Source organism: Pseudorhodoplanes sinuspersici, from assembly GCF_002119765.1.
In the GTDB taxonomy this organism is placed as follows: domain Bacteria; phylum Pseudomonadota; class Alphaproteobacteria; order Rhizobiales; family Xanthobacteraceae; genus Pseudorhodoplanes; species Pseudorhodoplanes sinuspersici.
In genome coordinates this window covers 1,537,957-1,558,953 of record NZ_CP021112.1, presented here as the reverse complement: position 1 = coordinate 1,558,953, position 20,997 = coordinate 1,537,957, and the positions used below count along the sequence as shown (strand labels likewise).

At 61.3% G+C, this 20,997-nt stretch carries 29 protein-coding genes; 11 read left to right on the top strand and 18 right to left on the bottom strand.

Annotated features, from left to right (window positions below; genetic code table 11):
• Positions 1-20: 20 nt before the first annotated feature.
• From leuD to CAK95_RS07710, 3 genes are all read right to left on the bottom strand, one after another.
• Complete coding sequence (gene leuD / locus CAK95_RS07720) at positions 21-626, bottom strand: 3-isopropylmalate dehydratase small subunit (RefSeq protein WP_086087388.1); 606 nt, start codon at positions 624-626, stop codon at positions 21-23.
• A gap of 99 nt (positions 627-725) precedes the next feature.
• Complete coding sequence (locus CAK95_RS07715) at positions 726-1,124, bottom strand: GlcG/HbpS family heme-binding protein (protein ID WP_086087387.1); 399 nt, start codon at positions 1,122-1,124, stop codon at positions 726-728.
• 38 nt (positions 1,125-1,162) lie between these two features.
• Positions 1,163-1,813, bottom strand: a complete 651-nt coding sequence (locus CAK95_RS07710) for a TetR/AcrR family transcriptional regulator (protein WP_183044293.1) — start codon at positions 1,811-1,813, stop codon at positions 1,163-1,165.
• Positions 1,814-1,952: 139 nt separating this feature from the next.
• On the opposite strand from CAK95_RS07710, the gene CAK95_RS07705 reads away from it, so the two are divergent.
• Positions 1,953-2,555: a class I SAM-dependent methyltransferase gene (locus tag CAK95_RS07705; RefSeq protein WP_086087385.1), complete on the top strand. Its 603-nt coding sequence runs from the start codon at positions 1,953-1,955 to the stop codon at positions 2,553-2,555.
• A 7-nt stretch (positions 2,556-2,562) separates the two neighbouring features.
• Here the strand turns inward: CAK95_RS07705 and CAK95_RS07700 are convergent, their stop codons facing one another.
• Both CAK95_RS07700 and CAK95_RS07695 read right to left on the bottom strand, forming a co-directional pair.
• On the bottom strand, positions 2,563-2,925 hold the full coding sequence (locus tag CAK95_RS07700; protein ID WP_086091268.1) for a metallopeptidase family protein: 363 nt from the start codon (positions 2,923-2,925) through the stop codon (positions 2,563-2,565).
• Between the two features lie 76 nt (positions 2,926-3,001).
• On the bottom strand, positions 3,002-3,226 hold the full coding sequence (locus CAK95_RS07695; RefSeq protein ID WP_086087384.1) for a hypothetical protein: 225 nt from the start codon (positions 3,224-3,226) through the stop codon (positions 3,002-3,004).
• Between the two features lie 227 nt (positions 3,227-3,453).
• Here CAK95_RS07695 and CAK95_RS29705 point away from each other — a divergent pair, with 227 nt between their 5' ends.
• Both CAK95_RS29705 and CAK95_RS07685 read left to right on the top strand, forming a co-directional pair.
• The gene (locus tag CAK95_RS29705) at positions 3,454-3,984 is read left to right on the top strand and encodes a hypothetical protein (RefSeq protein WP_183044294.1); all 531 of its coding nucleotides are present in this window, start codon (positions 3,454-3,456) and stop codon (positions 3,982-3,984) included.
• A gap of 145 nt (positions 3,985-4,129) precedes the next feature.
• Positions 4,130-4,558, top strand: coding sequence for a hypothetical protein (locus CAK95_RS07685; protein WP_086087383.1), 429 nt, complete (start codon positions 4,130-4,132; stop codon positions 4,556-4,558).
• Positions 4,559-4,665: 107 nt separating this feature from the next.
• Here CAK95_RS07685 and leuC read toward each other — a convergent pair whose 3' ends face one another.
• Complete coding sequence (gene leuC / locus CAK95_RS07680; RefSeq protein WP_086087382.1) at positions 4,666-6,072, bottom strand: 3-isopropylmalate dehydratase large subunit; 1,407 nt, start codon at positions 6,070-6,072, stop codon at positions 4,666-4,668.
• A 368-nt stretch (positions 6,073-6,440) separates the two neighbouring features.
• Between leuC and CAK95_RS07670 the strand changes: the two genes are divergently transcribed.
• The gene (locus CAK95_RS07670) at positions 6,441-6,899 is read left to right on the top strand and encodes a DUF302 domain-containing protein (RefSeq protein ID WP_245303661.1); all 459 of its coding nucleotides are present in this window, start codon (positions 6,441-6,443) and stop codon (positions 6,897-6,899) included.
• A 19-nt stretch (positions 6,900-6,918) separates the two neighbouring features.
• Here CAK95_RS07670 and rplS read toward each other — a convergent pair whose 3' ends face one another.
• The 7 genes from rplS to CAK95_RS07635 all read right to left on the bottom strand — a co-directional run bounded on the left by rplS (position 6,919) and on the right by CAK95_RS07635 (position 11,933).
• Positions 6,919-7,320: a 50S ribosomal protein L19 gene (gene rplS, locus CAK95_RS07665; RefSeq protein WP_086087380.1), complete on the bottom strand. Its 402-nt coding sequence runs from the start codon at positions 7,318-7,320 to the stop codon at positions 6,919-6,921.
• Positions 7,321-7,454: 134 nt separating this feature from the next.
• The gene (gene trmD / locus CAK95_RS07660) at positions 7,455-8,168 is read right to left on the bottom strand and encodes a tRNA (guanosine(37)-N1)-methyltransferase TrmD (protein WP_086087379.1); all 714 of its coding nucleotides are present in this window, start codon (positions 8,166-8,168) and stop codon (positions 7,455-7,457) included.
• Positions 8,165-8,722, bottom strand: a complete 558-nt coding sequence (gene rimM / locus CAK95_RS07655; protein WP_086087378.1) for a ribosome maturation factor RimM — start codon at positions 8,720-8,722, stop codon at positions 8,165-8,167. The genes trmD and rimM overlap by 4 nt, the downstream gene beginning before the upstream one ends.
• Before the next feature lie 6 nt (positions 8,723-8,728).
• Positions 8,729-9,061, bottom strand: a complete 333-nt coding sequence (gene rpsP, locus CAK95_RS07650) for a 30S ribosomal protein S16 (RefSeq protein WP_086087377.1) — start codon at positions 9,059-9,061, stop codon at positions 8,729-8,731.
• A 47-nt stretch (positions 9,062-9,108) separates the two neighbouring features.
• Positions 9,109-10,644: a signal recognition particle protein gene (gene ffh / locus CAK95_RS07645; RefSeq protein ID WP_086087376.1), complete on the bottom strand. Its 1,536-nt coding sequence runs from the start codon at positions 10,642-10,644 to the stop codon at positions 9,109-9,111.
• Positions 10,645-10,840: 196 nt separating this feature from the next.
• Complete coding sequence (locus tag CAK95_RS07640; protein WP_086087375.1) at positions 10,841-11,092, bottom strand: Asp23/Gls24 family envelope stress response protein; 252 nt, start codon at positions 11,090-11,092, stop codon at positions 10,841-10,843.
• Between the two features lie 43 nt (positions 11,093-11,135).
• The gene (locus CAK95_RS07635) at positions 11,136-11,933 is read right to left on the bottom strand and encodes an NAD(P)H-dependent oxidoreductase (RefSeq protein WP_086087374.1); all 798 of its coding nucleotides are present in this window, start codon (positions 11,931-11,933) and stop codon (positions 11,136-11,138) included.
• A gap of 98 nt (positions 11,934-12,031) precedes the next feature.
• On the opposite strand from CAK95_RS07635, the gene CAK95_RS07630 reads away from it, so the two are divergent.
• Entirely contained in the window at positions 12,032-12,958 is a 927-nt protein-coding gene (locus CAK95_RS07630) for a LysR family transcriptional regulator (RefSeq protein WP_086087373.1), read from the top strand.
• Between the two features lie 23 nt (positions 12,959-12,981).
• Here the strand turns inward: CAK95_RS07630 and CAK95_RS07625 are convergent, their stop codons facing one another.
• The gene (locus CAK95_RS07625; RefSeq protein ID WP_245303660.1) at positions 12,982-13,563 is read right to left on the bottom strand and encodes a GyrI-like domain-containing protein; all 582 of its coding nucleotides are present in this window, start codon (positions 13,561-13,563) and stop codon (positions 12,982-12,984) included.
• 189 nt (positions 13,564-13,752) lie between these two features.
• Here CAK95_RS07625 and dapF point away from each other — a divergent pair, with 189 nt between their 5' ends.
• The 3 genes from dapF to CAK95_RS07610 are packed head-to-tail and all read left to right on the top strand — an operon-like array spanning position 13,753 to position 16,333.
• Positions 13,753-14,631: a diaminopimelate epimerase gene (dapF, locus tag CAK95_RS07620; protein WP_086087372.1), complete on the top strand. Its 879-nt coding sequence runs from the start codon at positions 13,753-13,755 to the stop codon at positions 14,629-14,631.
• 4 nt (positions 14,632-14,635) lie between these two features.
• Complete coding sequence (gene mtaB, locus CAK95_RS07615; RefSeq protein WP_086087371.1) at positions 14,636-15,907, top strand: tRNA (N(6)-L-threonylcarbamoyladenosine(37)-C(2))-methylthiotransferase MtaB; 1,272 nt, start codon at positions 14,636-14,638, stop codon at positions 15,905-15,907.
• Positions 15,908-15,913: 6 nt separating this feature from the next.
• Positions 15,914-16,333, top strand: coding sequence for a MaoC family dehydratase (locus CAK95_RS07610; RefSeq protein ID WP_086087370.1), 420 nt, complete (start codon positions 15,914-15,916; stop codon positions 16,331-16,333).
• 18 nt (positions 16,334-16,351) lie between these two features.
• Here CAK95_RS07610 and CAK95_RS07605 read toward each other — a convergent pair whose 3' ends face one another.
• The gene (locus CAK95_RS07605; protein WP_086087369.1) at positions 16,352-17,140 is read right to left on the bottom strand and encodes an RluA family pseudouridine synthase; all 789 of its coding nucleotides are present in this window, start codon (positions 17,138-17,140) and stop codon (positions 16,352-16,354) included.
• A 27-nt stretch (positions 17,141-17,167) separates the two neighbouring features.
• On the opposite strand from CAK95_RS07605, the gene ftsY reads away from it, so the two are divergent.
• Genes ftsY through CAK95_RS07590 form a run of 3 tightly spaced genes read left to right on the top strand, consistent with a single transcriptional unit; the run spans position 17,168 to position 19,334 of the window.
• Positions 17,168-18,124 carry a signal recognition particle-docking protein FtsY gene (ftsY, locus tag CAK95_RS07600; RefSeq protein WP_210190733.1) on the top strand — a complete coding sequence of 319 codons (957 nt, stop codon included), beginning with the start codon at positions 17,168-17,170 and terminating at the stop codon, positions 18,122-18,124.
• A 17-nt stretch (positions 18,125-18,141) separates the two neighbouring features.
• Positions 18,142-18,723 carry a septation protein A gene (locus tag CAK95_RS07595; protein WP_086087367.1) on the top strand — a complete coding sequence of 194 codons (582 nt, stop codon included), beginning with the start codon at positions 18,142-18,144 and terminating at the stop codon, positions 18,721-18,723.
• Positions 18,720-19,334: a LysE family translocator gene (locus tag CAK95_RS07590; protein WP_198343816.1), complete on the top strand. Its 615-nt coding sequence runs from the start codon at positions 18,720-18,722 to the stop codon at positions 19,332-19,334. Before CAK95_RS07595 ends, CAK95_RS07590 begins: the two co-directional genes overlap by 4 nt.
• A gap of 5 nt (positions 19,335-19,339) precedes the next feature.
• Here the strand turns inward: CAK95_RS07590 and CAK95_RS07585 are convergent, their stop codons facing one another.
• From CAK95_RS07585 to CAK95_RS07575, 3 genes are read right to left on the bottom strand one after another with little or no spacing between them, the layout of a single operon-like run.
• Entirely contained in the window at positions 19,340-19,948 is a 609-nt protein-coding gene (locus tag CAK95_RS07585) for a DsbE family thiol:disulfide interchange protein (RefSeq protein ID WP_086087366.1), read from the bottom strand.
• Positions 19,945-20,151 carry a heme exporter protein CcmD gene (gene ccmD / locus CAK95_RS07580; protein ID WP_086087365.1) on the bottom strand — a complete coding sequence of 69 codons (207 nt, stop codon included), beginning with the start codon at positions 20,149-20,151 and terminating at the stop codon, positions 19,945-19,947. Before ccmD ends, CAK95_RS07585 begins: the two co-directional genes overlap by 4 nt.
• Positions 20,152-20,164: 13 nt before the next feature.
• Positions 20,165-20,899, bottom strand: a complete 735-nt coding sequence (locus tag CAK95_RS07575) for a heme ABC transporter permease (protein WP_086087364.1) — start codon at positions 20,897-20,899, stop codon at positions 20,165-20,167.
• Positions 20,900-20,997 lie beyond the last annotated feature (98 nt).

Sequence of the window (20,997 nt, the reverse complement as noted above, 5' to 3'; positions counted from 1 at the left end):
TCATCTGATCTTGAAAACTCTTACATCCACGGGCGCTCGGCGCCGACCTTGCTCTCGTAAGAGTCGATCTTGTCTTTCTTGACCATCGTCAGGCCGATGTCGTCGAGGCCGTTCAGCAGGCAATGCTTGCGATGCGGATCGATATCGAACTTGATGGCGCCGCCATCCGGTCCGCGGATTTCCTGATTCTCGAGATCGATAGTCATTGTTGCATTGGCGCCGCGCTCGGCATCGTCGAAAAGCTTTTCGAGATCCTCGTGCGATACGCGGATCGGCAGAATGCCATTCTTGAAGCTGTTATTGTAGAAAATGTCACCGAACGAGGTCGAGATCACGCAGCGGATGCCGAAATCGAGCAGCGCCCACGGCGCATGCTCGCGCGAAGAGCCGCAGCCGAAATTATCGCCGGCCACCAGGATCTTGGCGTTGCGATAGGCGGGCTTGTTGAGCACGAAATCCGGGTTCTCGCTGCCGTCGTCATTGAAGCGCTTTTCCGAGAACAGGCCCTTGCCGAGACCGGTCCGCTTGATGGTCTTCAGATATTGCTTCGGGATGATCATGTCGGTGTCGACATTGACCACTTTCAGCGGCGCCGCGACGCCTTCCAGAACAGTAAATTTATCCATCGATCCGGCTCCTGGGGGAGGGAACCCTGGTGGGCACCCGCGCCTTTATGGCCTTTGTTTAAGCCGCAAAGGCGCGGGGTCAAGTGTCAGCCGCACGGGTCAGACCAGCGCGTCGATTCCGGCCTTGGCGATCTGCTCGTCCTCATGCGACTGCACGCCGGACACCCCGATCGCACCCACGCATTCGCCCTCATACATGATCGGCAAGCCGCCCTGGATCTGCAGCACGCCGGGAAAATTCATGAAAGCGGGGCGGTCCTTGATCCGGTCTTCCCAGAATTTCGAGGGCCGGCGGGTGATGGCCGAGGTTTTGGCCTTGGCGACAGCGACCTCGGCGCTGGTTGGGCCGGCCCCCTCCATCCGCTCGAGATAGTGCAGGAATCCCGCCTCGTCGGTGATCGCGATGGTGACGTTCCATTTATGCTTTTCGGCTTCCGCCCGGCAGGCGGCCGCCATTGTCTGGACGTCGGATGCAGTCAGGCACGGCTTATGGCGCATGGGGCTTTCCTTCAAATGCGATTGCGGCGATCGCTGTGTTATCGGTCCGGCCACAGGGCACGGAGCATGGCGGGTAGTTCGTCCGACACGAAGTCAGACAAGGAACGTGGCTGCGCCATAGTGGTGAACTTTCCGTCGAGGGCAAGATGCGAGAATCCGTGAACGGCGGACCATGCACCTAGTAACTCGGCTCGTACGGCCTCGGAGGTTATCGGCTTCTTCTTCGCCCTTAAATACGCAACAATGCTGGCTTCTAGCTCGTTCATCGACGCTTTGGCCGCGGTCGCTAGCCGGTCATTCTGGCTCAAGACAAGATCGTGCCGAAACATGAGCTGGAAGCGCCCAGGATGCGCGAGGGCGAAGCGGACATACGCTATCCCTTGCGCCCGGAGGCGTGCGGCCGGAGAAGCTTCGGTGCGGCAAGCGTCGTGCAAATCTCGTGACAGGCTTTCGAAGCCGGCTATCGCGACCTCGGTCAGAAGTCCGGCGGCGCTGCCGAAGTGATGCGCGGGGGCGGCAGGTGAGACCTGCGCGCGCCGTGCCGCCTCCCGCAGGCTGAAGCCTTCGATCCCCTTTTCAGTCAGAATCTCGTCGGCCGCCCGGATCAGCGCGTCGCGCAACGCGCCGTGATGATAGCCCTCGCGGGAGCCAGATCCGCTTTCCGACACTTTGGCTTTCTTGCTTTTCAAGCTCTTCAATCTTGACACCGTTTAGATATCGCGCGATACGTAACTTAACAGCGTTTAGATTTGCTTTGGAAGGCCCAATCGCGCTTTCGGGAGAGTTGATCGGCGTTCCCGCCGATTTTCCGGTGAAAGAAGTTGTGTCATGAGCCGAACCGATATCGTTCCTTTCTTCCGTGCCTGGATTGCCAACCCGTTGCAGGTTGCTGCGGTCGCGCCATCGGGGCAGGCGCTTGCCGAACTGATGACGTCAGAAATCAAGCCTGATACCGGGCCCGTGCTCGAACTCGGTCCTGGCATGGGCGTATTCACGCGCGCACTGCTGGCCCGTGGTGTCGATGAGCACGATCTGACCCTTGTGGAATACGGTTCCGATTTTGTGCGCGTGCTGGGCCAGCGATTTCCGGACGCACGCATCCTCTGGATGGATGCGGCGCGGCTTGCACAGACCAAGGTTCTGAGCGGCGCGCCCTACGGTGCCGTAATCAGTGGGCTGCCGCTTCTGTCGATGTCGCCCAGGAAAATTATCGCCATCCTTTCGGGTGCGTTCGGATATCTTCGGTCCGATGGATCATTTTATCAATTCACGTATGGGCCGCGCTGCCCGATTCCGCTGCGCATTCTTGATCGTGCCGGGTTGAAGGCCAGTTGTATCGGCCGAACGCTCATGAACATTCCCCCCGCGGCTGTATACCGAATATCGCGTCGACGATCGGTCGCGTTTCCGCCGTTGGCCAATCAGATGTGAGTTGAAATTACGTAACGCTGGCTTCGATCGCTTCCATGTCCTCGTCGGACAGACCGAAGTGATGGCCGATCTCATGCACCAGCACATGAGTGATGATCGTGCCCAGCGCTTCCTCGTGTTCGGCCCAGTAGTCGAGAATGGGTCTGCGATAGAGCCAGACCATGTTGGGCATTTGCATCGGCGCGCTCTCGGAGCGGAACGGCAATCCGACGCCCTGGAACAAGCCAAGGATATCGAATTCGCTGCCCAGCTTCATCTCCCTGACCACGTCGGCGGTTGGAAAATCCTCCACACGAATGACGACGCCCTCGCAAAGCGTCCGGAAGCCATCGGGCAGCCGGCGGAAGGCATCGGATGCAATTGCTTCCATGTCATCGAGCGACAGCGCCCTGACCCCGCGCCAGGACAGAGGGTCGGCAAGCGGATTTACGGACGGCTCGGAGGGATCATCGGACATAGGCGAGGTAGAAATAAACGCAAAAGGCGAGGAAGGCGATGGCTGCCAGCATACGCCCGATGCGGCGGCCCCATCGTTCGATCGGGTCTGTCATGTCGGCTTTGGCTGCGGTCGTTGGTCGCAGTAATCCCGACAACACATCCCCCTCATGCTGCAGGCGCTCAAGCTCCTTGATCGCCTCATGCTGCTTTCGATCGGCGTTCGCAGGGTTCATGTCGTCAGCATAGGACGGGACCCCCAGCGACTCAAACACGGTTGACGTTCGAAAGCAGATAAGGGAGCGTCGCCCCATGAAACCGATGCTCGTCGCCACTGCCGCCCTTATGCTTTGCAACGTCGCGCATGCCGCGGATTCATTTCATGGGCATGAAACAACGATGAATATTCTGACAGGAAGCTCAGCGTCTTCGTCAGAGTTCTCATCGCAGGAGCGCCAGCAGCGTGCGCGTCCCCGCATCCGTATTCAACCAACTCAGCCGCCAGCTTGGGATTATCCGCGTCCAGGTGAATATTCGTGGCCAGGTCCTGGTGCAGTGCGGCAATGCGTTGATTGGTATGCCACGGAATATCGGCCCAGTGGCACTGTCATCACGCCGCAAAAGCGATGTCGATGGGTGCGCGGCTAAAGACTGCCGTTTCATCGCCGCATTTTTTGAGCACAAATTGGATCGTAAGCCTCTGGGCGCTTATGGTGGAAGAGGCGATTCACCCTTGGAGAAACTCATGATCAAGTATTTCGCCTGTTTTGCCGTATTGGGCGCGCTCGTCGCGTTCTCTCCGGCGCCCGCCAGCGCAGCGCCTGCGACTGACCGCGTGCAGACTTCCGCTCCGGCCGTTCAGCACGATGAAATCAGCGCGCGCCGCTATCGCTATTATCGGCCGTATCGCTATTACCGGCCGTACCGGTATTATTATCGTCCGCGCTACTACTACCGGCCGTATCGACCGTACCGCTACTATCGTTACTATTGATAGAAGCACTTCCAAACAATTCGAAGGCCCGCTGCAAGGCGGGCCTTTTTGTTTTGTCTTGAGCTACCGCAAGGCCTCTGAACGAAACCGATTTCAGAATTGCGCGTTCATGGGTTAGAGGCGACGTACGAGCAGGAGTAGGCGTATGAAGAAAATCGTCACCGCGATGGCCGTTGCCGGCGTCGCGCTTCTGCTAGCCCTTCCCGCGCCGGCGACAGCCAAAGCACGCGCGGATGGTGCCAGCAATATCGAACACACCGAATTCTCGGCCCAGCGCCGCCATTGGCGCGGTCATCGTCATTGGCGTGGAAACCGTCACTGGGCGCGTCGCGGTTGGCGTCATCGTCATTGGGGTTGGCGCGGCGGCAGGTATTGGGCGCCGCGATATGCTTGGGGTCCCCGTTATCGCTATTGGGGACCACGCTATCGCTATTGGGGGCCGCGCTACGGTTATTACCGACCTTGGCGCTACAGCTACTACCGTCCCTATCGCTATTACCGGCCGTATGCCTATTACGGACCGCGCGTCAGCATCGGCTTCTGGGGCGGACCGCGCTTCGGCTTCTGGTTCTAAAGCTTTTGACGCGTTTTCTTCACGCGAACCGGTACCCACACCAGGCGCATCAGATAAAAAGGCCCGCGTCAGCGGGCCTTTTTGGCTGTCAGGATCGACGAAGCGTCTTACTTCCACTCCCGCACGTCGACGAAGTGACCCGCAACCGCGGCGGCGGCGGCCATTGCCGGCGACACCAGATGCGTGCGGCCCTTGAAGCCCTGACGGCCTTCGAAGTTGCGGTTCGATGTCGAGGCGCAACGCTCTTCCGGTTTCAGCTTGTCGGGATTCATCGCCAGGCACATCGAGCAGCCCGGCTCGCGCCACTCGAAACCAGCCTTGATGAAGATCTTGTCGAGGCCCTCGGCTTCCGCCTGCTCCTTCACAAGACCAGAACCCGGCACGATCATCGCATTGACGTTGGCATTGACGTTGTGCCCGTTCACGATGCGAGCGACTTCACGCAGGTCTTCGATGCGGCCATTGGTGCAGGAGCCGATGAACACACGATCGAGCTTGATGTCGGTGATCTTCGTGCCCGGCTGCAGGCCGATATATTCCAGCGCACGCTTCTTCGAGAGACGCTTGGCTTCGTCGGCAATGTCATCCGGATTCGGCACCTTGCCGGTGATCGAGATCACGTCTTCCGGGCTTGTGCCCCATGTCACCAGTGGCGGCAGCTTCGCGGCATCGAGACGGATTTCGGCATCGAAGAAGGCGCCGTCATCTGTCCGCAGTGAATCCCAGTAGCGGATCGCGTTATCCCAATGCGCGCCCTTTGGCGCCTTCGGCCGGCCTTTCAGATATTCGTAGGTCTTCTCGTCCGGCGCGACCATGCCGGCACGTGCACCGCCTTCGATCGACATGTTGCAGATCGTCATGCGGCCTTCCATCGAGATCGAGCGGATGGCCTCGCCGGCATATTCGAGCGCATAGCCGGTGCCGCCGGCGGTGCCGATCTCGCCGATGATCGCGAGGATGATGTCCTTTGCCGTCACGCCAGGCGGCAACTGGCCATCGACGACGGCGCGCATGTTTTTCGACTTCTTCTGGATCAGCGTCTGCGTTGCCAGCACATGCTCGACTTCCGATGTGCCGATGCCATAGGCCAGCGCACCGAAGGCGCCATGTGTCGCTGTATGGCTGTCGCCGCACACGATTGTTGTGCCGGGCAGGGTGAAGCCCTGCTCCGGTCCGATGATGTGCACGATGCCCTGACGCTTGTCGTATTCGTTGTAATATTCGAGGCCGAAGTCGCGTGCGTTTTCAGCGAGGACTTTGATCTGTTCGGCGCTTTCCGGATCGGGATTGGGCAGCGAGCGATCGGTGGTCGGAACATTGTGATCGACGACGGCGAGCGTCTTCTCGGGGGCATGCACTTTGCGGCCCGAATTGCGCAAGCCTTCGAAGGCCTGCGGCGACGTCACCTCATGCACCAGATGGCGATCAATATAGAGCAGGCAGGTGCCGTCCGGCTGTTCGTCGACCAGATGGTCGTCCCAGATTTTGTCGTACAGGGTGCGAGGCTTCATAATGGGTCTCGATTTAAAGAAACGGTTTGGATTGAGGCGCAGGCCGCGCGCCGGGTTCTCGGCGCGTCAATCGAAGCGTCAAAGGCCAGCCTGAATCGAAGCCGTCATCCGGCCGAAAAAGCGTCCCGGCAGGCGGTCGTGATCCCGCAGCACGAAAGCGATGTGCAAAATTGGCCGGACAGCGTTCATGGGCAGGATATAACAATTCAAGACTAAAGCCGCAATGAAGACGGCTTCGCGCAAAGAGCCGGAGGGAGCCAGCCATTTATCCGCCGAAACCCCGGCATTCAATCACGCAGAGTTGTGGCCCCGCATTGTTCATCGGGTTAGGGGCAAATGAGGTCTCGCCAGCAAAGGAAGGAGAAATTCCAATGACTCCGAAGCCGATCTGGACTGCCCTGTATCTTGCCCTCACAGCCATGATTTCGACCCCCGCAGGCGCCGAATTGATACGCAAGGAAAGCCCATATCCGTTCGGGGAAACCGTGGCGCGCTTCGAAGCCGTTATCAAGGACCGCGGACTCAACCAGTTTGCCAAGATCGACCACGCGGCCGGAGCAAAACAGGCAGGTCAGGAATTGCGGCCAACCGTGCTCATCATTTTTGGAAGCGCCGCCGTCGGCACGCCCCTGATGCAGGCGCAGCAGACGATGGGATTATCGCTCCCGCTCAAGGCGCTCGTCTGGCAAGACGCAGACGGCAAAGTCTGGCTGGGATACGATTTGCCAGCCGATATCGCCAAGGAGCGAGGCGTTGCCGCCGATCACCCCGTGATTTCCAAAATTACCGCAGCGCTTAATGCGATGTCCGATGCCACGACCAAGCGCTGATCGGTGATCTGGCGCAGAATTATTCCGCAGCAGCCTTCGGCGCGTCGGCGTTGCCGCCATGACGGCCCTGCGCCTCGGCGATACGGGCCGACTTACCGCGCAGGCTGCGCAGATAATACAGCTTCGCGCGACGAACCTTGCCGCGGCGCACGACCTTGATCGAATCGATCACCGGGCCGTAAAGCGGGAACACGCGCTCGACGCCTTCGCCGTATGAAATCTTGCGGACAGTGAAGCTTTGGTTGAGGCCGCCGCCGGAACGCGCAATGCAAACGCCTTCATAGGCCTGCACGCGGGTGCGATCGCCTTCCTTCACCTTCACGTTGACGAGCAGCGTATCGCCCGGCTCAAAATCGGGAATGGTCTTGTTGGCGGAGAGCTTCGCGAGCTGTTCCTGTTCAATCTGCTGAATAACGTTCATGGCGAAATCTCCGTATCGGCGGCGTCGGGTCTCGGCGTGCATGGATGCACCGCCGACATGCGCGGCGCGGCAAAGAGGACTATTTGTCCGGTTTCGGGCGCGGTTCTAGTCGAAAGCTGTGGGTTTGTCACCCGTCAGTTGGGCTCTTTCTTGACAGGATTTCTGGCTTTCCACGCTGCCCACAGGTCCGGCCGGCGATCCCGGGTCAGCCGCTCGGCCTCTGACCGACGCCAGGCGGCAACCTTGGCGTGGTCTCCGGAGATGAGGATCTCCGGGATCGGCCGGCCCTCGAAGACCTGAGGGCGGGTGAAATGCGGGTATTCCAGAAGCCCCTGGGCGAAGCTTTCCTCCTCGCCCGAGGCGGCTTTACCCATAACTCCCGGCAAAAGCCGGATACAGGCGTCCAAAAGCACCAAACTGGCGATTTCTCCGCCGGACAGCACGTAATCGCCGATCGAAACCTCTTCGACGCCACGGGCCTCGATCACCCGCTCGTCGATCCCTTCGAACCGGCCGCAAAGCAGCACCGCGCCCGGCCCCTTCGAAAGTTCGATCACCCGCTGCTGGGTCAATGGCCGACCGCGCGGGCTCATCAAGAGGCGCGGCCGGTCGTCGGCGGCGACGGAATCGATGGCGCGGGCGACAACATCGGCCTTCATCACCATGCCAGGGCCGCCGCCGGACGGCGTGTCATCCACCGACCGGTGAATGCCGGTGCCGAAATCACGGATGTCGACTGTCTCCAGCGACCAGGTGCCGGCCGCCAGCGCCTTGCCGGCGAGGCTCATGCCAAGCGGTCCGGGAAACATCTCCGGGAAAATGGTGAGGACGCTCGCGCGCCAGGTCATGGCGCTTCGCTCTCATCGTCGTCCTTGGCGATGATCTCCGCCGGCGGATCGACGACGATGCGACCGCCGGGAATATCGACGGCCGGAAATGTCTTCTGATCGAACGATAGCATCACCGTCTCGCCGCTGCCGGCCATCTTCAATTCGATAATGTCACCGGCGCCGAAATTGTGAATGCCGATCACGTCGCCGAACAAATCGCCCGATGTCGTGACGGCAACGAGGCCGACGAGATCGGCGTGATAGAATTCATCTTCCTCGGCAGCAGGCAGCTTGTCGCGTTCGACATAGAGCTTCACGTCGCGCAAGGCTTCAGCAGCATTGCGATCGGTCACACCGCGAAATCGGATCACGAAAGCATCCCCCGCCGGCCGCATCGATTCGATGTCGAGGCGCCGCGTGCGGTCTTCCGTTTCCAGCGGTCCATATTGTGCAAACGCCTGCGGATCTTCGGTGAAAGATCGCAGGCGCACGTCACCCTTCAGTCCATGCGCGGCGCCGATCTGCGCCACGCAGACTCTGTGGTCGCGCCCGCGTTCCGGACGCGCAGCCATGGCCGGTTAGCCCGCTGCCTTTGCGGCTTCAGCCGCCTTGCGTTCCTTGCGCGGAATCGCCTTTTCCGGATTGTTGCGCTTCTCACGCTTCAGCACGCCGGCGTCATCGAGGAAGCGCTTGATGCGATCCGACGGCTGCGCACCCTTGGCGAGCCAGGTCTTGGCCTTCTCGATGTCGAACTTCAGACGGTCCTTGTTGTCCTTGGCCATCAGCGGATTGTAATAACCGAGACGTTCGATGAAGCGGCCATCGCGCGGCGAGCGCGAGTCGGCGACGACGATGTGATAAACCGGGCGTTTCTTGGTGCCGGCACGGGCCATGCGGATCACGACGGGCATTGATAGAATCCTTTCTTAGCGTTCGTCTTTGTCTGTATTCGGTTGCTTTATTTCTTCTTCCCAAGACCGGGAAAGCCGCCCAGTCCGGGTAATTTCGATCCGCCGAGGCCGGGCAGATTGCCTGGCATTCCGGGGATGTTCTTCGGCAGATTGGGCATGCCCGGCGGCAACCCACCGCCGCCTTGAGCCTGCATCTTCTCCGCCATCTTCTGCATCTCTTCCGCCGACGGCATGCCGCCGCCGAAGCCGAGCGCATTGGCAAGACCGGCCATCGGCCCGCGCTTGGCGCCGCCCATGGCTTTCATCATGTCGGCCATGCCGCGATGCATTTTCAGAAGCTTGTTGATCTCTTCGACCTTGGTGCCGGAGCCGGCGGCGATGCGCTTCTTGCGGCTGGCCTTGAGAATATCGGGATTGCGACGCTCCTTCGGCGTCATCGAATCGATGATCGCGCATTGCCGCTTCAAAAGAGAATCGTCGAGGTTGGCGGCGGCGAGCTGGTTCTTCATCTTGGCGACGCCGGGGATCATGCCCATCAGGCCGCCAAGGCCACCGAGCTTCTGCATCTGCGTCAGCTGTTCGCGCAGATCGGTGAGATCGAATGCGCCCTTGCGCATCCGTTCGGCCGTACGCGCAGCTTTCTCCGCATCGATATTGGCGGCGGCCTTCTCGACCAGCGAAACGATGTCGCCCATGCCGAGGATGCGGCCGGCGATGCGCGCAGGATCGAAGGTCTCGAGCGCATCCATCTTTTCGCCGGTACCGATCAGCTTGATCGGCTTGCCGGTGACGGCGCGCATCGACAACGCCGCACCACCGCGGCCGTCGCCGTCGACACGCGTCATGACGATGCCGGTGAGACCAACGCGCTCGTCGAATGAGCGCGCGAGATTGACGGCGTCCTGACCGGTCAGCGCATCGGCGACCAGCAGCACTTCATGCGGATCGGCGGCGCGCTTCACGTCGGCCGCCTCCGCCATCATCGCCTCGTCGAGCGTGATGCGGCCGGCGGTATCGAGAATAACAACATCGTAGCTGCCGAGCTTCGCGGCTTCGATCGCGCGCTTGGCAATCTGCGGCGGCGTCTGCCCCTGTACGATTGGCAACGTATCGACTTCGACCTGCTTGCCGAGCACGGCCAATTGCTCCATCGCCGCCGGACGGCGGGTGTCGAGCGAGGCCATCAGCACTTTGCGCTTGCCGAGATCGGTCAGTCGCTTGGCGATTTTCGCAGTGGTTGTGGTTTTGCCGGAGCCCTGCAGGCCGACCATCATGATCGCGACCGGCGCCGGGGCGTTGAGATCAATGGCCTGTGCATCTGAGCCGAGCGTCGTGACCAGTTCGTCATGGACGATCTTGACCACCATCTGGCCGGGCGTCACCGACTTGATGACATCGACGCCGACGGCGCGCTCGCGCACCCGCTCGATAAAGCTGCGCGCGACATCCAGTGCGACATCGGCCTCGAGCAGCGCCCGGCGGACTTCGCGCATCGCCGTATCCACGTCGGTCGCCGACAGCGCACCGCGCCGTGTCAGGCCGTCGAGAATTCCAGATAGCCGTTGCGACAGATTGTCGAACACGCTTTGGGCTCCAGGGCGGCTGTCCGGCGGGACAGCCATTTGCAAACACAATTGACGCCCGAGGGCGCACTGCGCTGTCGGGCGGGGACCTCCGGTCTCTCGGACCGGTCGGCGGCTCAGAAAGTCACATCTCTTGCGAGAGCGGCCGGAAACTAGGGGCGAGGGGAGGCCAAGTCAAGGAATTGGGCCATTTCCCTCAGTCGAGATCGTCTGCGTGCTTATTCTGCTGGTGGCCTGCCGCCTCGTCGTAGCCCTTCCGACTGGAGTAAAACACAAGCGTCATCAATGCGATGCCGACCGCCAGCGATATAACGATGCCGATGATCATGGCCGCATAACCGTGCCCCGACATCTGGACATCGGATTCAAGGTTCCAGCCGGTAAAGCCGATCCATCCGGCCCAGAGGGCCAGTCCGACAAGAACCACGATCAGGATCTTGGAGCCCATGCCCGACAAATAGGGATAGGCTGGGCATCTTCCAGTGCGAAGACTAGCCGCTTGCGCCTGTGCCGTTCAGGTGAAGCCCGAAACCCGTGGCGCCCGGATCGGCCAGCTCAGGCCGGAGCTGCATACTCGGAATGAGATAATCACCGCCATTCTGCCGCCGATATGGAATGGGCGGCGTGGTGGCCAGCGTCCGCATTCTCTCTCGCAAGCGCGCGGCAATTGGCGCGAAGCCAGTCTCATCGAGACGGTCGACGCTATAGGCCACGAACGGCGGAAGCACATCGTAGCCCGGATAGTAAAGGATGCCGTGATTGATCGGAAACAGCAGGTCGTCGATCGCACCGTTGACCCCGCGGGTGGCGTAATGCTCCTCCCAGCCGCCGGCGGTCACGATCAACATGGCGCGCTTACCGGCAAGGGTCCCCTCGCCATAGCGATCACCCCATCGCTGATCACTATGTTCGCCGACACCATAGGCAAACCCATAGGCGAACACCCGGTCGACCCAGCCTTTGAGGATGGCCGGCATGCTGAACCACCAAAGGGGAAACTGCAGGATCAGGGTATCAGCCCACAGCAGTTTCTCGATCTCGGCTTTGACGTCCTTGGTCAGCGCGTCGGCCTCGAAGGATTTCTTGGAAGCCGCAACCGGTATCAGCCGCGCGTCCGGCGCCAGCGTGGGGAAGTCGGCGCGATCGACTTCGGATTTCCAGCCGTCGGCATAGAGGTCTGACACCCGCACCTCGTGGCCTTGGGCCTCAAGCTCCTTGATGGCGACGTCGCGGAGCGCGCCGTTGAGCGAGCGCGATTCAGGATGAGCGAAAATAAGCAGGACTTTCATGGGTCAGCGATCCATTGAGAGGGAGCAGTTGAGCCTCGAAGTAGCTCTGCTCACGCCGATCCACTATATGTTTGTAATGCATAAGATTGTGCCGAATTATGGATAAATCTGACGTCACGCTGGAGCGCATGCGCACCTTCGTGCGCGTGGCGGAGCGCGGCAGTCTGTCGGCGGTGGCGCGGGAGCTTGGCGTTGGACAGTCAACGATCACGCGGCATTTGCGGGAGCTTGAAGAAGCCATCGGCGTGCCTTTGCTCTCAAGGACCACCCGCCGCGTCACGATGACCGATGAAGGCAGTCGATATTACGCCAACAGTGTCCAGATCCTGCGCCTCGTGGAACAGGCCGGTGATGAGGCGCGGGGTACGCGCGGCGCATCGGCCGGCACGATCCGGGTTTCCTGTACGGCGGCTTTCGGGGTCTTGCACGCGAGCCGGCTGATCTTCGCCTTTCAGGATCGCTATCCCGACATCGGAGTGGACCTCAGCCTCACCGATGAGCGTGTTGACCTTGTGCGGGAGGGCGTCGATATCGCGCTTCGCTTGGGTCCGCTCACCGACAGCTCCATGAAGCTGCGGGCGCTCGGCCAGTCCCGGCGTCTGCTCGTCGCAGCGCCGGCTTATCTGGCGGGACGAGGGCGGCCGACGGTCCCGCAGGACCTGTCTGGCCACGAAGGCATCAGGATGTCGAACATAGCCGGGAGCGATACGCTCATGCTGCAAGGGCCGGCCGGCGAACGCCATGTCGTGCCCTTTGGAGGACGACTTCGGGTCGATCATGGGCTTGCCGCGCGCGAGGCCCTTGTCTCCGGACGCGGCATCGCGCCCGCCCATCGATGGCTTGTCGACGATCTCCTGAGTGCCGGCCGGCTCGAGGCGATCCTGCCGGACTATTCGTTGCCGCCCGTCCCGCTGAGCATGCTGATCGTGCCGGAGCGCGCCGGCATTGCTCGCGTCCGGCTGTTGGTCGAGTTCCTTGTTGAGCAGATTGGCGATGTCCCCGGAATCGAAAAGCCAGAGCGTTAGCCGGCGAGCTCAATGACAGACAACTATTGGACCGGGAAAATCACCTCGATCACCAGCTCGTCCTCGGGCGTGGTCCGCGGATCGGTAACATAGCGCTCGATGAACATGTCGCCGGGCTGGATATTCTTTTCGTCGAAGAAATTGGTGATCGCCTCGTAGAGGTTTTCCATCCCGTCATAAGGGCCGCGATGGACAAATTTGTAAGCTTTGCCGGTCGGTGCCGGGCCGACGCCGATATCGCCCTTGGGCGGATTGTCGAACGGGCCCATGATCGGCACGGCGGCCTTGAAATCGAAACCGGTATCGTCGGCGCCGGTATAGATCATCATCGCGTCGCCGTCGGGCTTCAGGCCGCGCTTGTCGATATACTCATGAACGGTCTTGAAGGCGTCGACCAGCGTGTCGTACGCCGTATCCCAGGTGCCCGACCCGGTCAGATAAACCACGGTTTTTTCGGGCAAAGTAATTTCGACGCCAAATTCGCTTTCGCCAGATTTGCTTGAATCTTGCGAGGGCTGCGCAGACGCTTGCGCGCCAGCATGCCCGCTACTGAACGTGATCGCGAGCGCCAGAAAGGTGGCGACCATCGATCGGGCAGACAACATAGGGATACTCCATGAACCGGCCGCATCATGATCCGAATCGATGCCGACCTTTTCATGTCGTAACATGCGGCAACGCCTTTTATGCCGTCGATCCTGCAACAGTCGGGCGAAATTCGGTGACTGGCCAAAGGGGTCCGATTGGCCCATATAAACGCCATTCGATCCAAGTCCCGGCCAACGGCACAAATTATGAGCGCGCTCGCGAACCACGCATTCGTCAAGATGAACGGCATCGGCAACGAGATCGTCGTCGTCGATCTGCGCGCGCATCCCGGCGTGATTACCGCCGAGGATGCCCGCGCCGTGGCCTCACCGAATGGCGCGCCCTACGATCAATTGATGGCGCTGTACCCGCCCCGGGCGGCCGGCACCGAAAGCTTCGTGCGCATCTATAATAATGACGGTTCGGAAGCCGGCGCCTGCGGCAACGGCATGCGCTGTGTCGCCTCCATCGTGTTCGAGGAAACCGGCAAGGACGCGCTGACCTTCGAAACCAAAGCCGGCCTGATCAATTGCTGGCGCGGTTCCGAGCCCGGCACTTACACCGTCGATATGGGCAAGCCGCGCTTTGGCTGGCAGGACATCCCGCTGGCCGAGGAGTTCCGCGATACGCGCGGCATCGAGTTGCAGGTGGGTCCGATCGATGCGCCGATCCTGCATACGCCGTCGGTGGTCAACATGGGCAATCCCCATGCGGTGTTCTGGGTCGACGATCCTTATGCCTACGATCTCGAAAAGTTCGGGCCTATGCTTGAGCATCATCCGATCTTTCCGGACCGGGCGAATATCACGCTTGCCACGATCAAGTCGCGCGACCACATCGTCATGCGCACCTGGGAACGTGGCGCGGGTCTGACCAAGGCGTGCGGCTCTGCCGCTTGTGCAACGGCTGTCGCGGCCGCGCGGCTCGGCCGTGCCGATCGCAAGGTGAGGCTGTCGCTGCCTGGCGGCGACCTTGTGATCGAATGGCGCGAACGCGACGATCATGTGCTGATGACCGGCTCGGTCGCATTCGAATTCGACGGCATCTTCGATCCTGCTCTGTTCAACGCAGCGGCAACGGCGTGACGTCATGAGCGTCGAGATCGTCACATTCGGCTGCCGTCTTAACACGCATGAATCCGAGATCATGCGGCAGAAGGCGAGCGAAGCCGGATTGGCCGACGCGGTGGTGGTGAACACTTGCGCGGTGACGGCGGAGGCCGTGCGGCAGGCGCGGCAGACGATCCGCAAGCTTCGACGTGAGAAGCCGGATGCGCGCATCGTCGTCACCGGTTGCGCCGCGCAGACAGAGCCCGCGACCTTCGCGGCCATGCCGGAAGTCGATCGCGTCGTCGGCAATACCGAGAAATTCGATGTGTCGGCGTGGGCGGATACGCGGCGCGCTTTTGAGGATGGCGCCTTCGGCATCGGCGCGGAAGAGAAGATCGTCGTCAACGACATCATGGCCGCGCGCGAAACTGCGCTGCATCTGATCGACGGCATCGAAGGCCGCGCGCGGGCGACAGTGCAGATCCAGAATGGTTGCGATCACCGCTGTACCTTCTGCATCATCCCGTATGGACGCGGCAATTCGCGCTCCGTGCCGATGGGCGAGATCGTCACGCAGGTGCGCCATCTGGTCGAGAACGGTTATCGCGAGATCGTGCTGACCGGCGTCGATATCACGAGCTACGGCCAGAATCTCCCCGGCACGCCTAAGCTTGGCGCGCTGGTAAAGCAGATCTTCAAGCATGTGCCGGAACTGCAGCGGTTGCGTCTGTCGTCGATCGATTCGGTCGAGGCCGATGACGATCTGCTCGATGTATTCGCATCCGATGCGCGGCTGATGCCGCATCTGCATCTGTCGCTGCAGGCCGGCGATGACATGATCCTCAAGCGAATGAAGCGCCGGCACCTGCGTGACGATGCGATTGCATTCTGCGAACGCGTGCGGTCGCTGCGGCCTGACGTGGTGTTCGGCGCCGATATTATCGCCGGTTTCCCGACCGAAACGGACGACATGTTTGCGCGTTCACTCGATATCGTCGACGAATGTGGTCTTACCCATCTGCATGTCTTTCCGTTCTCGCCGCGGCCCGGCACGCCGGCCGCGCGCATGCCGCAGCTCGCACGCGATGTGGTGAAGGATCGCGCGCGGCGTTTGCGCGAGAAGGGTGACGCCGCGTTGCATAAGCATCTCGATGCCGAAACCGGGCGTATGCGGCGTGTGCTGATCGAGTCCGACATGATCGGTCGCACTGAGCACTTTACGCCGGTCCGCATTTCCGATGTGAGCGAGGCTGGGCAGATCGTCAACCTGCGGATCGCGGGACATGATGGCCGCCGTCTGATCGCAGCGTGAGGCTCAATGCGCGTTCATGTCGGCGAAAAATTCTCGGAAAGCCTGACCATGACGCCGGAGGAGGCCAAGACCTTCTCCCGCGCCGCGCGCGATTTCAATCCGTTGCATCTTGATGAGATCGTCGCCGCCGGTAGTCGCTACAAGAAGCTGATCGTCAGCGGCACCCAGACGGCTGCGCATCTGATGGCATTGCCGGCGACGTATTTCTCACAACGCGCCGATGTGGTCGGGCTGGATTTCTCGCTGCGCTTTCACAAGCCGGTTTTCGCCGACGAGACGATTACGCTGGAATGGGAAGTGACCGAAGTGACATCGACATCATCCGGCAAAGCCGATGTCGCGGAGATGAAGGGCCGCGTGCTCAATGAAGCGGGCGAGCTCGCCGTTGCTGCGACCGGCCGCGTGATGGTAGCGGAGAAGTTGTAGCTGCTCTTGGCGGAACGCTCAGTTCCGCTCGTCCCCGCGAAAGCGGGGACCCAGATCTTTTTCCGCTGGATTACCGCTTTCGCGGGAATGAGCGGAGCATGTAGCCTTGTCATCCTCCACCCACCCGCACGCTTTCAATCCCTCCCGCATATGCGGTGGCACCGGCGCGGTGACGCGGATCGGATCGCGATTCTTGTAAAGCGGCACCACGATCTCGCGGGCGAGGAGATGCAGGATCGGTCCGCCGAAGCGCGGCGCGGTGCCGTAGATGCTGTCGCCGACGATCGGCCAGCCCCTGGCCTGACAGTGGACGCGAAGTTGATGGGTGCGGCCGGTGACAGGCTCGAGCGCGAGCCAGGTCTTACCATCCGCACGCCCCATCACCTTCCATGTTGTGACCGAAGGCTGGCCGGCAGGATCGACCTTCATCCACCAGCCGCGATTTTCGTCCCGGCGGCCGAGCGGCAGGTCGATGGTGCCCTCATTCTCTTCCGGGCCGCCTTCGACCAAAGCCCAATAAGTCTTGCCGATCTTTCCGGCCTGAAACAGCTTGGCTAGCGATTCCAAGGCCTTGCGGTGTCGTCCCAAGACGAGGCAACCGGAGGTTTCGCGATCCAGCCGGTGCGCTAGCGACGGCGCGCGCGGCAGGCCGAAGCGCAGAGCGCCGAAATGATCCTCCAGCGCGCCGACATTTTTCATCCCTGCCGCCTTCGGGCCACGATGCACGGGCAAGCCCGCCGGCTTGTCGAGCACCAGCATCAGCCCATCGCGGTAAAGAAGTCGCGCTTCCATCTCTTCCGGAGTCATGCGCAAACCGCTATCACGGCCGCGCCCATGAATGACAGCACTCAAGACAACGCCCCGGAACAAAAACGCCAAAGCTGGTGGCAGCGCCTCAGCAGTGGTCTCAAGCGCACGTCTGCCTCGCTCGGTTCCGCGATCAGCGATCTCGTCAAGAAACGCAAGCTTGACTCCGCCATGCTGGAGGAGATCGAGGACACGCTGATCCGTGCCGATCTCGGCGTGACCACGGCCGCGCGCATCAGTGAGGCGATCGCCAAGGGGCGCTACGAGAAGGACATCGACGAGAGCGAAGTGAAGACGGTGGTCGCCACTGAGGTCGAGAAGGTGTTGTCGCCGGTTGCCGCGCCCTTGTCGATCGAAGGCGCGAAACCCTTCGTCATTCTGGTGTCGGGCGTCAACGGTTCCGGCAAGACCACCACGATCGGCAAGCTCACCGCAAAGTTTACCCGCGAAGGTCACAAGGTGATGCTGGCCGCCGGCGATACCTTCCGTGCCGCCGCCATCGAGCAATTGAAGATCTGGGGCGGACGCGTCGGCGCCAAGGTCATCGCCCGCGAGCAAGGCTCCGATGCCGCCGGCATCGCCTTTGATGCGCTGACGGCAGCGAAGGCCGAAGGCGTCGATGTGCTGCTGATCGATACGGCAGGGCGGCTGCAGAACCGCACCGAACTGATGAGCGAGCTTGAGAAGATCGTGCGCGTGATGAAGAAGGTTGAGCCTTCTGCGCCGCATGCTGTGCTGCTCGTCCTCGACGCGACCGTCGGGCAGAACGCGATCTCGCAGGTGGAAGCTTTCGGCAAGACCGCGGGTGTGACCGGCCTTGTCATGACCAAGCTTGACGGCACAGCGCGCGGCGGCATTCTTGTCGCCATCGCCGAAAAATTCAAACTGCCGATCCATTTCATCGGCGTCGGTGAAGGCATCGACGATTTACAGCCGTTCACCGCCCGCGACTTTGCCCGCGCGATTGCCGGGCTGGATGACTAACAAAGAACGAGAGCGACATGTCCGACAGCGCCACACCTAAGAAGGCCCAGCTCAATCCGTTCGTGAAGCTCGCGCTCGACTTCGGGCCGCTGATACTGTTCTTCATCGTCAATGGCCGTGCCGGCATCTTCTGGGCCACAGGCGTCTTCATGGCGGCGGTGGTGATCGCGATTCTCATCTCTTACGCTCTGATCAAGCGCTTTCCGATCATGACGCTGGTGACGGCCTTCATCGTCGTTGTGTTCGGCACGCTCACCATCGTTCTGCACAACGATGTCTTCGTGAAGATGAAGACGACGATCATCTATCTGCTGTTTGCCGTCGTGCTGCTGGCAGGACTCATTCTCCGCAAGCCGTTCCTGGAGATCGCCTTCGATTCGGTCTTTCATCTCACTGACGAGGGCTGGCGCAAGCTGACGGTGCGATGGATCGGTTTCTTTGTGGCCATGGCGATCGTGAACGAGATCGTCTGGCGCACGCAGACGACCGATTTTTGGGTCGCCTTCAAGACCTTCGGTTTCGTGCCGATCACCTTCGCTTTCGCACTGGCGCAGTTTCCGCTGCTGCAGAAATACGCGGTGAAGACCGACGCGCCGTGACGATTGCAGCCGCAGCGGCGTTGTTTGTTGTGATGGCGGCGTTGGCGGCGCTGCCGAGCTCCAGCGTCGCCCTTGTGGTGCTGCGTTCGGCATCGCTCGGTGTGCGCAGCGGCATCGCCGCAGCTTTCGGCATTGCCTTTGCCGATCTCGTTTTCGTCGCGCTGGCCGTTGCCGGCATGACGGCCCTGTCCGAGATTATGGGCAGTCTGTTCGCTGGCCTGCGTTATCTTGGTGCGATCTATCTGATCTGGTGCGGCATCGGCCTGATCCGCAGCAACGCATCCACGTCATGGCAGATGCCGCATTGCTGGGGCGGTTCGGGCGCAAGCTTTCTTGCCGGCTTCATTCTCACGCTTGGCGATGTGAAGGCGATCCTGTTCTATGCGGCGCTGTTTCCGGTCTTTATCGATATTCCGACGCTCGATGCGCTTGATCTTGGGGTGATCGCCGCGATCACGCTCGTTGCCGTCGGCGGCGTCAAGATCGCCTATGCGATGGCGGCGCGGTCGATCGCCGAGAAGGTCGGCATGCTGCCGCTCGCGAGGCCAGCGCGCGTGGCCTGTGGCGGGGTGATGGTCGGCATCGGCGGCTACCTGATGGTCAAGCCGTAGCGGCGTCAGTCGGCTTTGGCAGGTGCTGCCGCCAGCGCCTTCTCGATCGCCGGCATCAGCGTCGTCTTGAGATTGGTCTCGGTGATCGGGCCGACCAGCTTGTAGGCGATGCGGCCGTCGCGGCCGACGACGAATGTTTCCGGTACGCCATAGACGCCCCATTCGATCGCCGCGCGTCCGTTCGGATCGGCGCCGACGGCGCTGAATGGATTGCCGTAGCGGCCGATGAAGCGGCGCGCATTGTCAGCCTGGTCCTTGTAGTTGATGCCGACAAGACGGATGCGCTTGTCTTTGGCGAGTTCGTCGAGCATCGGCACTTCATCGTGGCAGGGCACGCACCATGACGCCCAGACATTCACGAGCGTTACATTGTCCTTGAAGTCCGCCGCGTTCATGCCGGGTAGCGGTTTGCCATCCTGCACGAGGCCTGCAACCGGTGGCAGATCGGTTTGCGGCACCGGCCGGCCGATCAATGCGGATGGAATGCGCGAGGGATCGCCGGAGCCGAGGCGATAGAAGAACAGCGCCGCCAGCGCGATGAACACCAGCAGCGGCAGAACGACGAGAAGTCTGCGGCGCGATCCAGTGCTGGAATTTTCGGACGCGATGCTCATGCGGGCGACTGATGCGGTTCGGCTTTATGGAGTGTGGATTTACGTTCGTCCGAGCGGCGCGTGATGCCGCGCGCTTCGAAATCGGCAAGCGTGCGCTTCAACGAGCGGTTCTCGATCGCGATCCAGCCGATCAGCAGCGCAAGGATGAATACAGACGCCGCATAAGCGGCGATGATGAATGTGGCGTGCGGTCCGAGGTCCATCGTCGTGATCCGTCTATCGTCCCGGTGCGGCTTCCGCCTGCATCATGTGCATGGATCGGATGCGGCGTTTGAGGATTTCGTTGCGCATGGCGGCCAGATGCAAGGTGATGAACAGCAGCGTGAAGGCGATCGCCATCACCAGCAGCGGCAACAGAATGGTCGGATGGATCGCCGGCCCGCTCATCTTCACGACCGATGCGGGCTGATGCAGCGTGTTCCACCAGTCGACCGAGAATTTGATGATCGGAATATTGATCGCGCCGACGAGTGTGAGGATCGCGGCAGCGCGTCCGGCGCGGGTCGGATCGTCGATGGTGCGCCAAAGCGCGATCACGCCGAGATACATCAGGAACAGAACGAACACGGACGTCAGGCGCGCGTCCCACACCCAGTAGGTGCCCCACATCGGCCGGCCCCACAGCGAGCCGGTGATGAGACAGATCAGCGTGAAAGCAGCGCCGATCGGCGCGGCGGCCTTGGCGGCCATATCGGCGAGCGGGTGCCGCCACACCAGCGTGCCGAGCGCAGCGATGCTCATCACCACCCAGCCGAACATCGCCAGCCAGGCGGACGGCACATGGAGGAACATGATCTTCACGGTCGCGCCCTGCTGGTAATCGTCGGGCGCGCCGGCCGTGAGCCAGAAGCCATAGGCGAAGACGAGCGCCGTCGCCGCCGCCAGCCAGGGCAGGATGCGCCCGGTGAGCGACAGAAACCGTGTCGGATTGGCGAGGTCGATCAAGGCCATCGGGGCTTTCCGGCTAAGTCCTGTTTGTCTTTTTTCTTTGTCGTAAAATGGGGAGCCATCGATAGCATCTACACGAAAACGTGATCAAAGGTCCGGCA

Excerpts from the sequence above, each read along its gene's own strand:
- leuD (WP_086087388.1), bottom strand. The coding sequence starts at position 626 with ATGGATAAATTTACTGTTCTGGAAGGCGTCGCGGCGCCGCTGAAAGTG.
- CAK95_RS07715 (WP_086087387.1), bottom strand. The coding sequence starts at position 1,124 with ATGCGCCATAAGCCGTGCCTGACTGCATCCGACGTCCAGACAATGGCG.
- CAK95_RS07705 (WP_086087385.1), top strand. The coding sequence starts at position 1,953 with ATGAGCCGAACCGATATCGTTCCTTTCTTCCGTGCCTGGATTGCCAAC.
- CAK95_RS07700 (WP_086091268.1), bottom strand. The coding sequence starts at position 2,925 with ATGGAAGCAATTGCATCCGATGCCTTCCGCCGGCTGCCCGATGGCTTC.
- CAK95_RS07695 (WP_086087384.1), bottom strand. The coding sequence starts at position 3,226 with ATGAACCCTGCGAACGCCGATCGAAAGCAGCATGAGGCGATCAAGGAG.
- CAK95_RS07685 (WP_086087383.1), top strand. The coding sequence starts at position 4,130 with ATGAAGAAAATCGTCACCGCGATGGCCGTTGCCGGCGTCGCGCTTCTG.
- CAK95_RS07670 (WP_245303661.1), top strand. The coding sequence starts at position 6,441 with ATGACTCCGAAGCCGATCTGGACTGCCCTGTATCTTGCCCTCACAGCC.
- rplS (WP_086087380.1), bottom strand. The coding sequence starts at position 7,320 with ATGAACGTTATTCAGCAGATTGAACAGGAACAGCTCGCGAAGCTCTCC.
- trmD (WP_086087379.1), bottom strand. The coding sequence starts at position 8,168 with ATGACCTGGCGCGCGAGCGTCCTCACCATTTTCCCGGAGATGTTTCCC.
- rimM (WP_086087378.1), bottom strand. The coding sequence starts at position 8,722 with ATGGCTGCGCGTCCGGAACGCGGGCGCGACCACAGAGTCTGCGTGGCG.
- rpsP (WP_086087377.1), bottom strand. The coding sequence starts at position 9,061 with ATGCCCGTCGTGATCCGCATGGCCCGTGCCGGCACCAAGAAACGCCCG.
- CAK95_RS07640 (WP_086087375.1), bottom strand. The coding sequence starts at position 11,092 with ATGGGCTCCAAGATCCTGATCGTGGTTCTTGTCGGACTGGCCCTCTGG.
- CAK95_RS07635 (WP_086087374.1), bottom strand. The coding sequence starts at position 11,933 with ATGAAAGTCCTGCTTATTTTCGCTCATCCTGAATCGCGCTCGCTCAAC.
- CAK95_RS07630 (WP_086087373.1), top strand. The coding sequence starts at position 12,032 with ATGGATAAATCTGACGTCACGCTGGAGCGCATGCGCACCTTCGTGCGC.
- CAK95_RS07625 (WP_245303660.1), bottom strand. The coding sequence starts at position 13,563 with ATGTTGTCTGCCCGATCGATGGTCGCCACCTTTCTGGCGCTCGCGATC.
- dapF (WP_086087372.1), top strand. The coding sequence starts at position 13,753 with ATGAGCGCGCTCGCGAACCACGCATTCGTCAAGATGAACGGCATCGGC.
- mtaB (WP_086087371.1), top strand. The coding sequence starts at position 14,636 with ATGAGCGTCGAGATCGTCACATTCGGCTGCCGTCTTAACACGCATGAA.
- CAK95_RS07610 (WP_086087370.1), top strand. The coding sequence starts at position 15,914 with ATGCGCGTTCATGTCGGCGAAAAATTCTCGGAAAGCCTGACCATGACG.
- CAK95_RS07605 (WP_086087369.1), bottom strand. The coding sequence starts at position 17,140 with ATGACTCCGGAAGAGATGGAAGCGCGACTTCTTTACCGCGATGGGCTG.
- ftsY (WP_210190733.1), top strand. The coding sequence starts at position 17,168 with ATGAATGACAGCACTCAAGACAACGCCCCGGAACAAAAACGCCAAAGC.
- CAK95_RS07595 (WP_086087367.1), top strand. The coding sequence starts at position 18,142 with ATGTCCGACAGCGCCACACCTAAGAAGGCCCAGCTCAATCCGTTCGTG.
- CAK95_RS07585 (WP_086087366.1), bottom strand. The coding sequence starts at position 19,948 with ATGAGCATCGCGTCCGAAAATTCCAGCACTGGATCGCGCCGCAGACTT.
- ccmD (WP_086087365.1), bottom strand. The coding sequence starts at position 20,151 with ATGGACCTCGGACCGCACGCCACATTCATCATCGCCGCTTATGCGGCG.
- CAK95_RS07575 (WP_086087364.1), bottom strand. The coding sequence starts at position 20,899 with ATGGCCTTGATCGACCTCGCCAATCCGACACGGTTTCTGTCGCTCACC.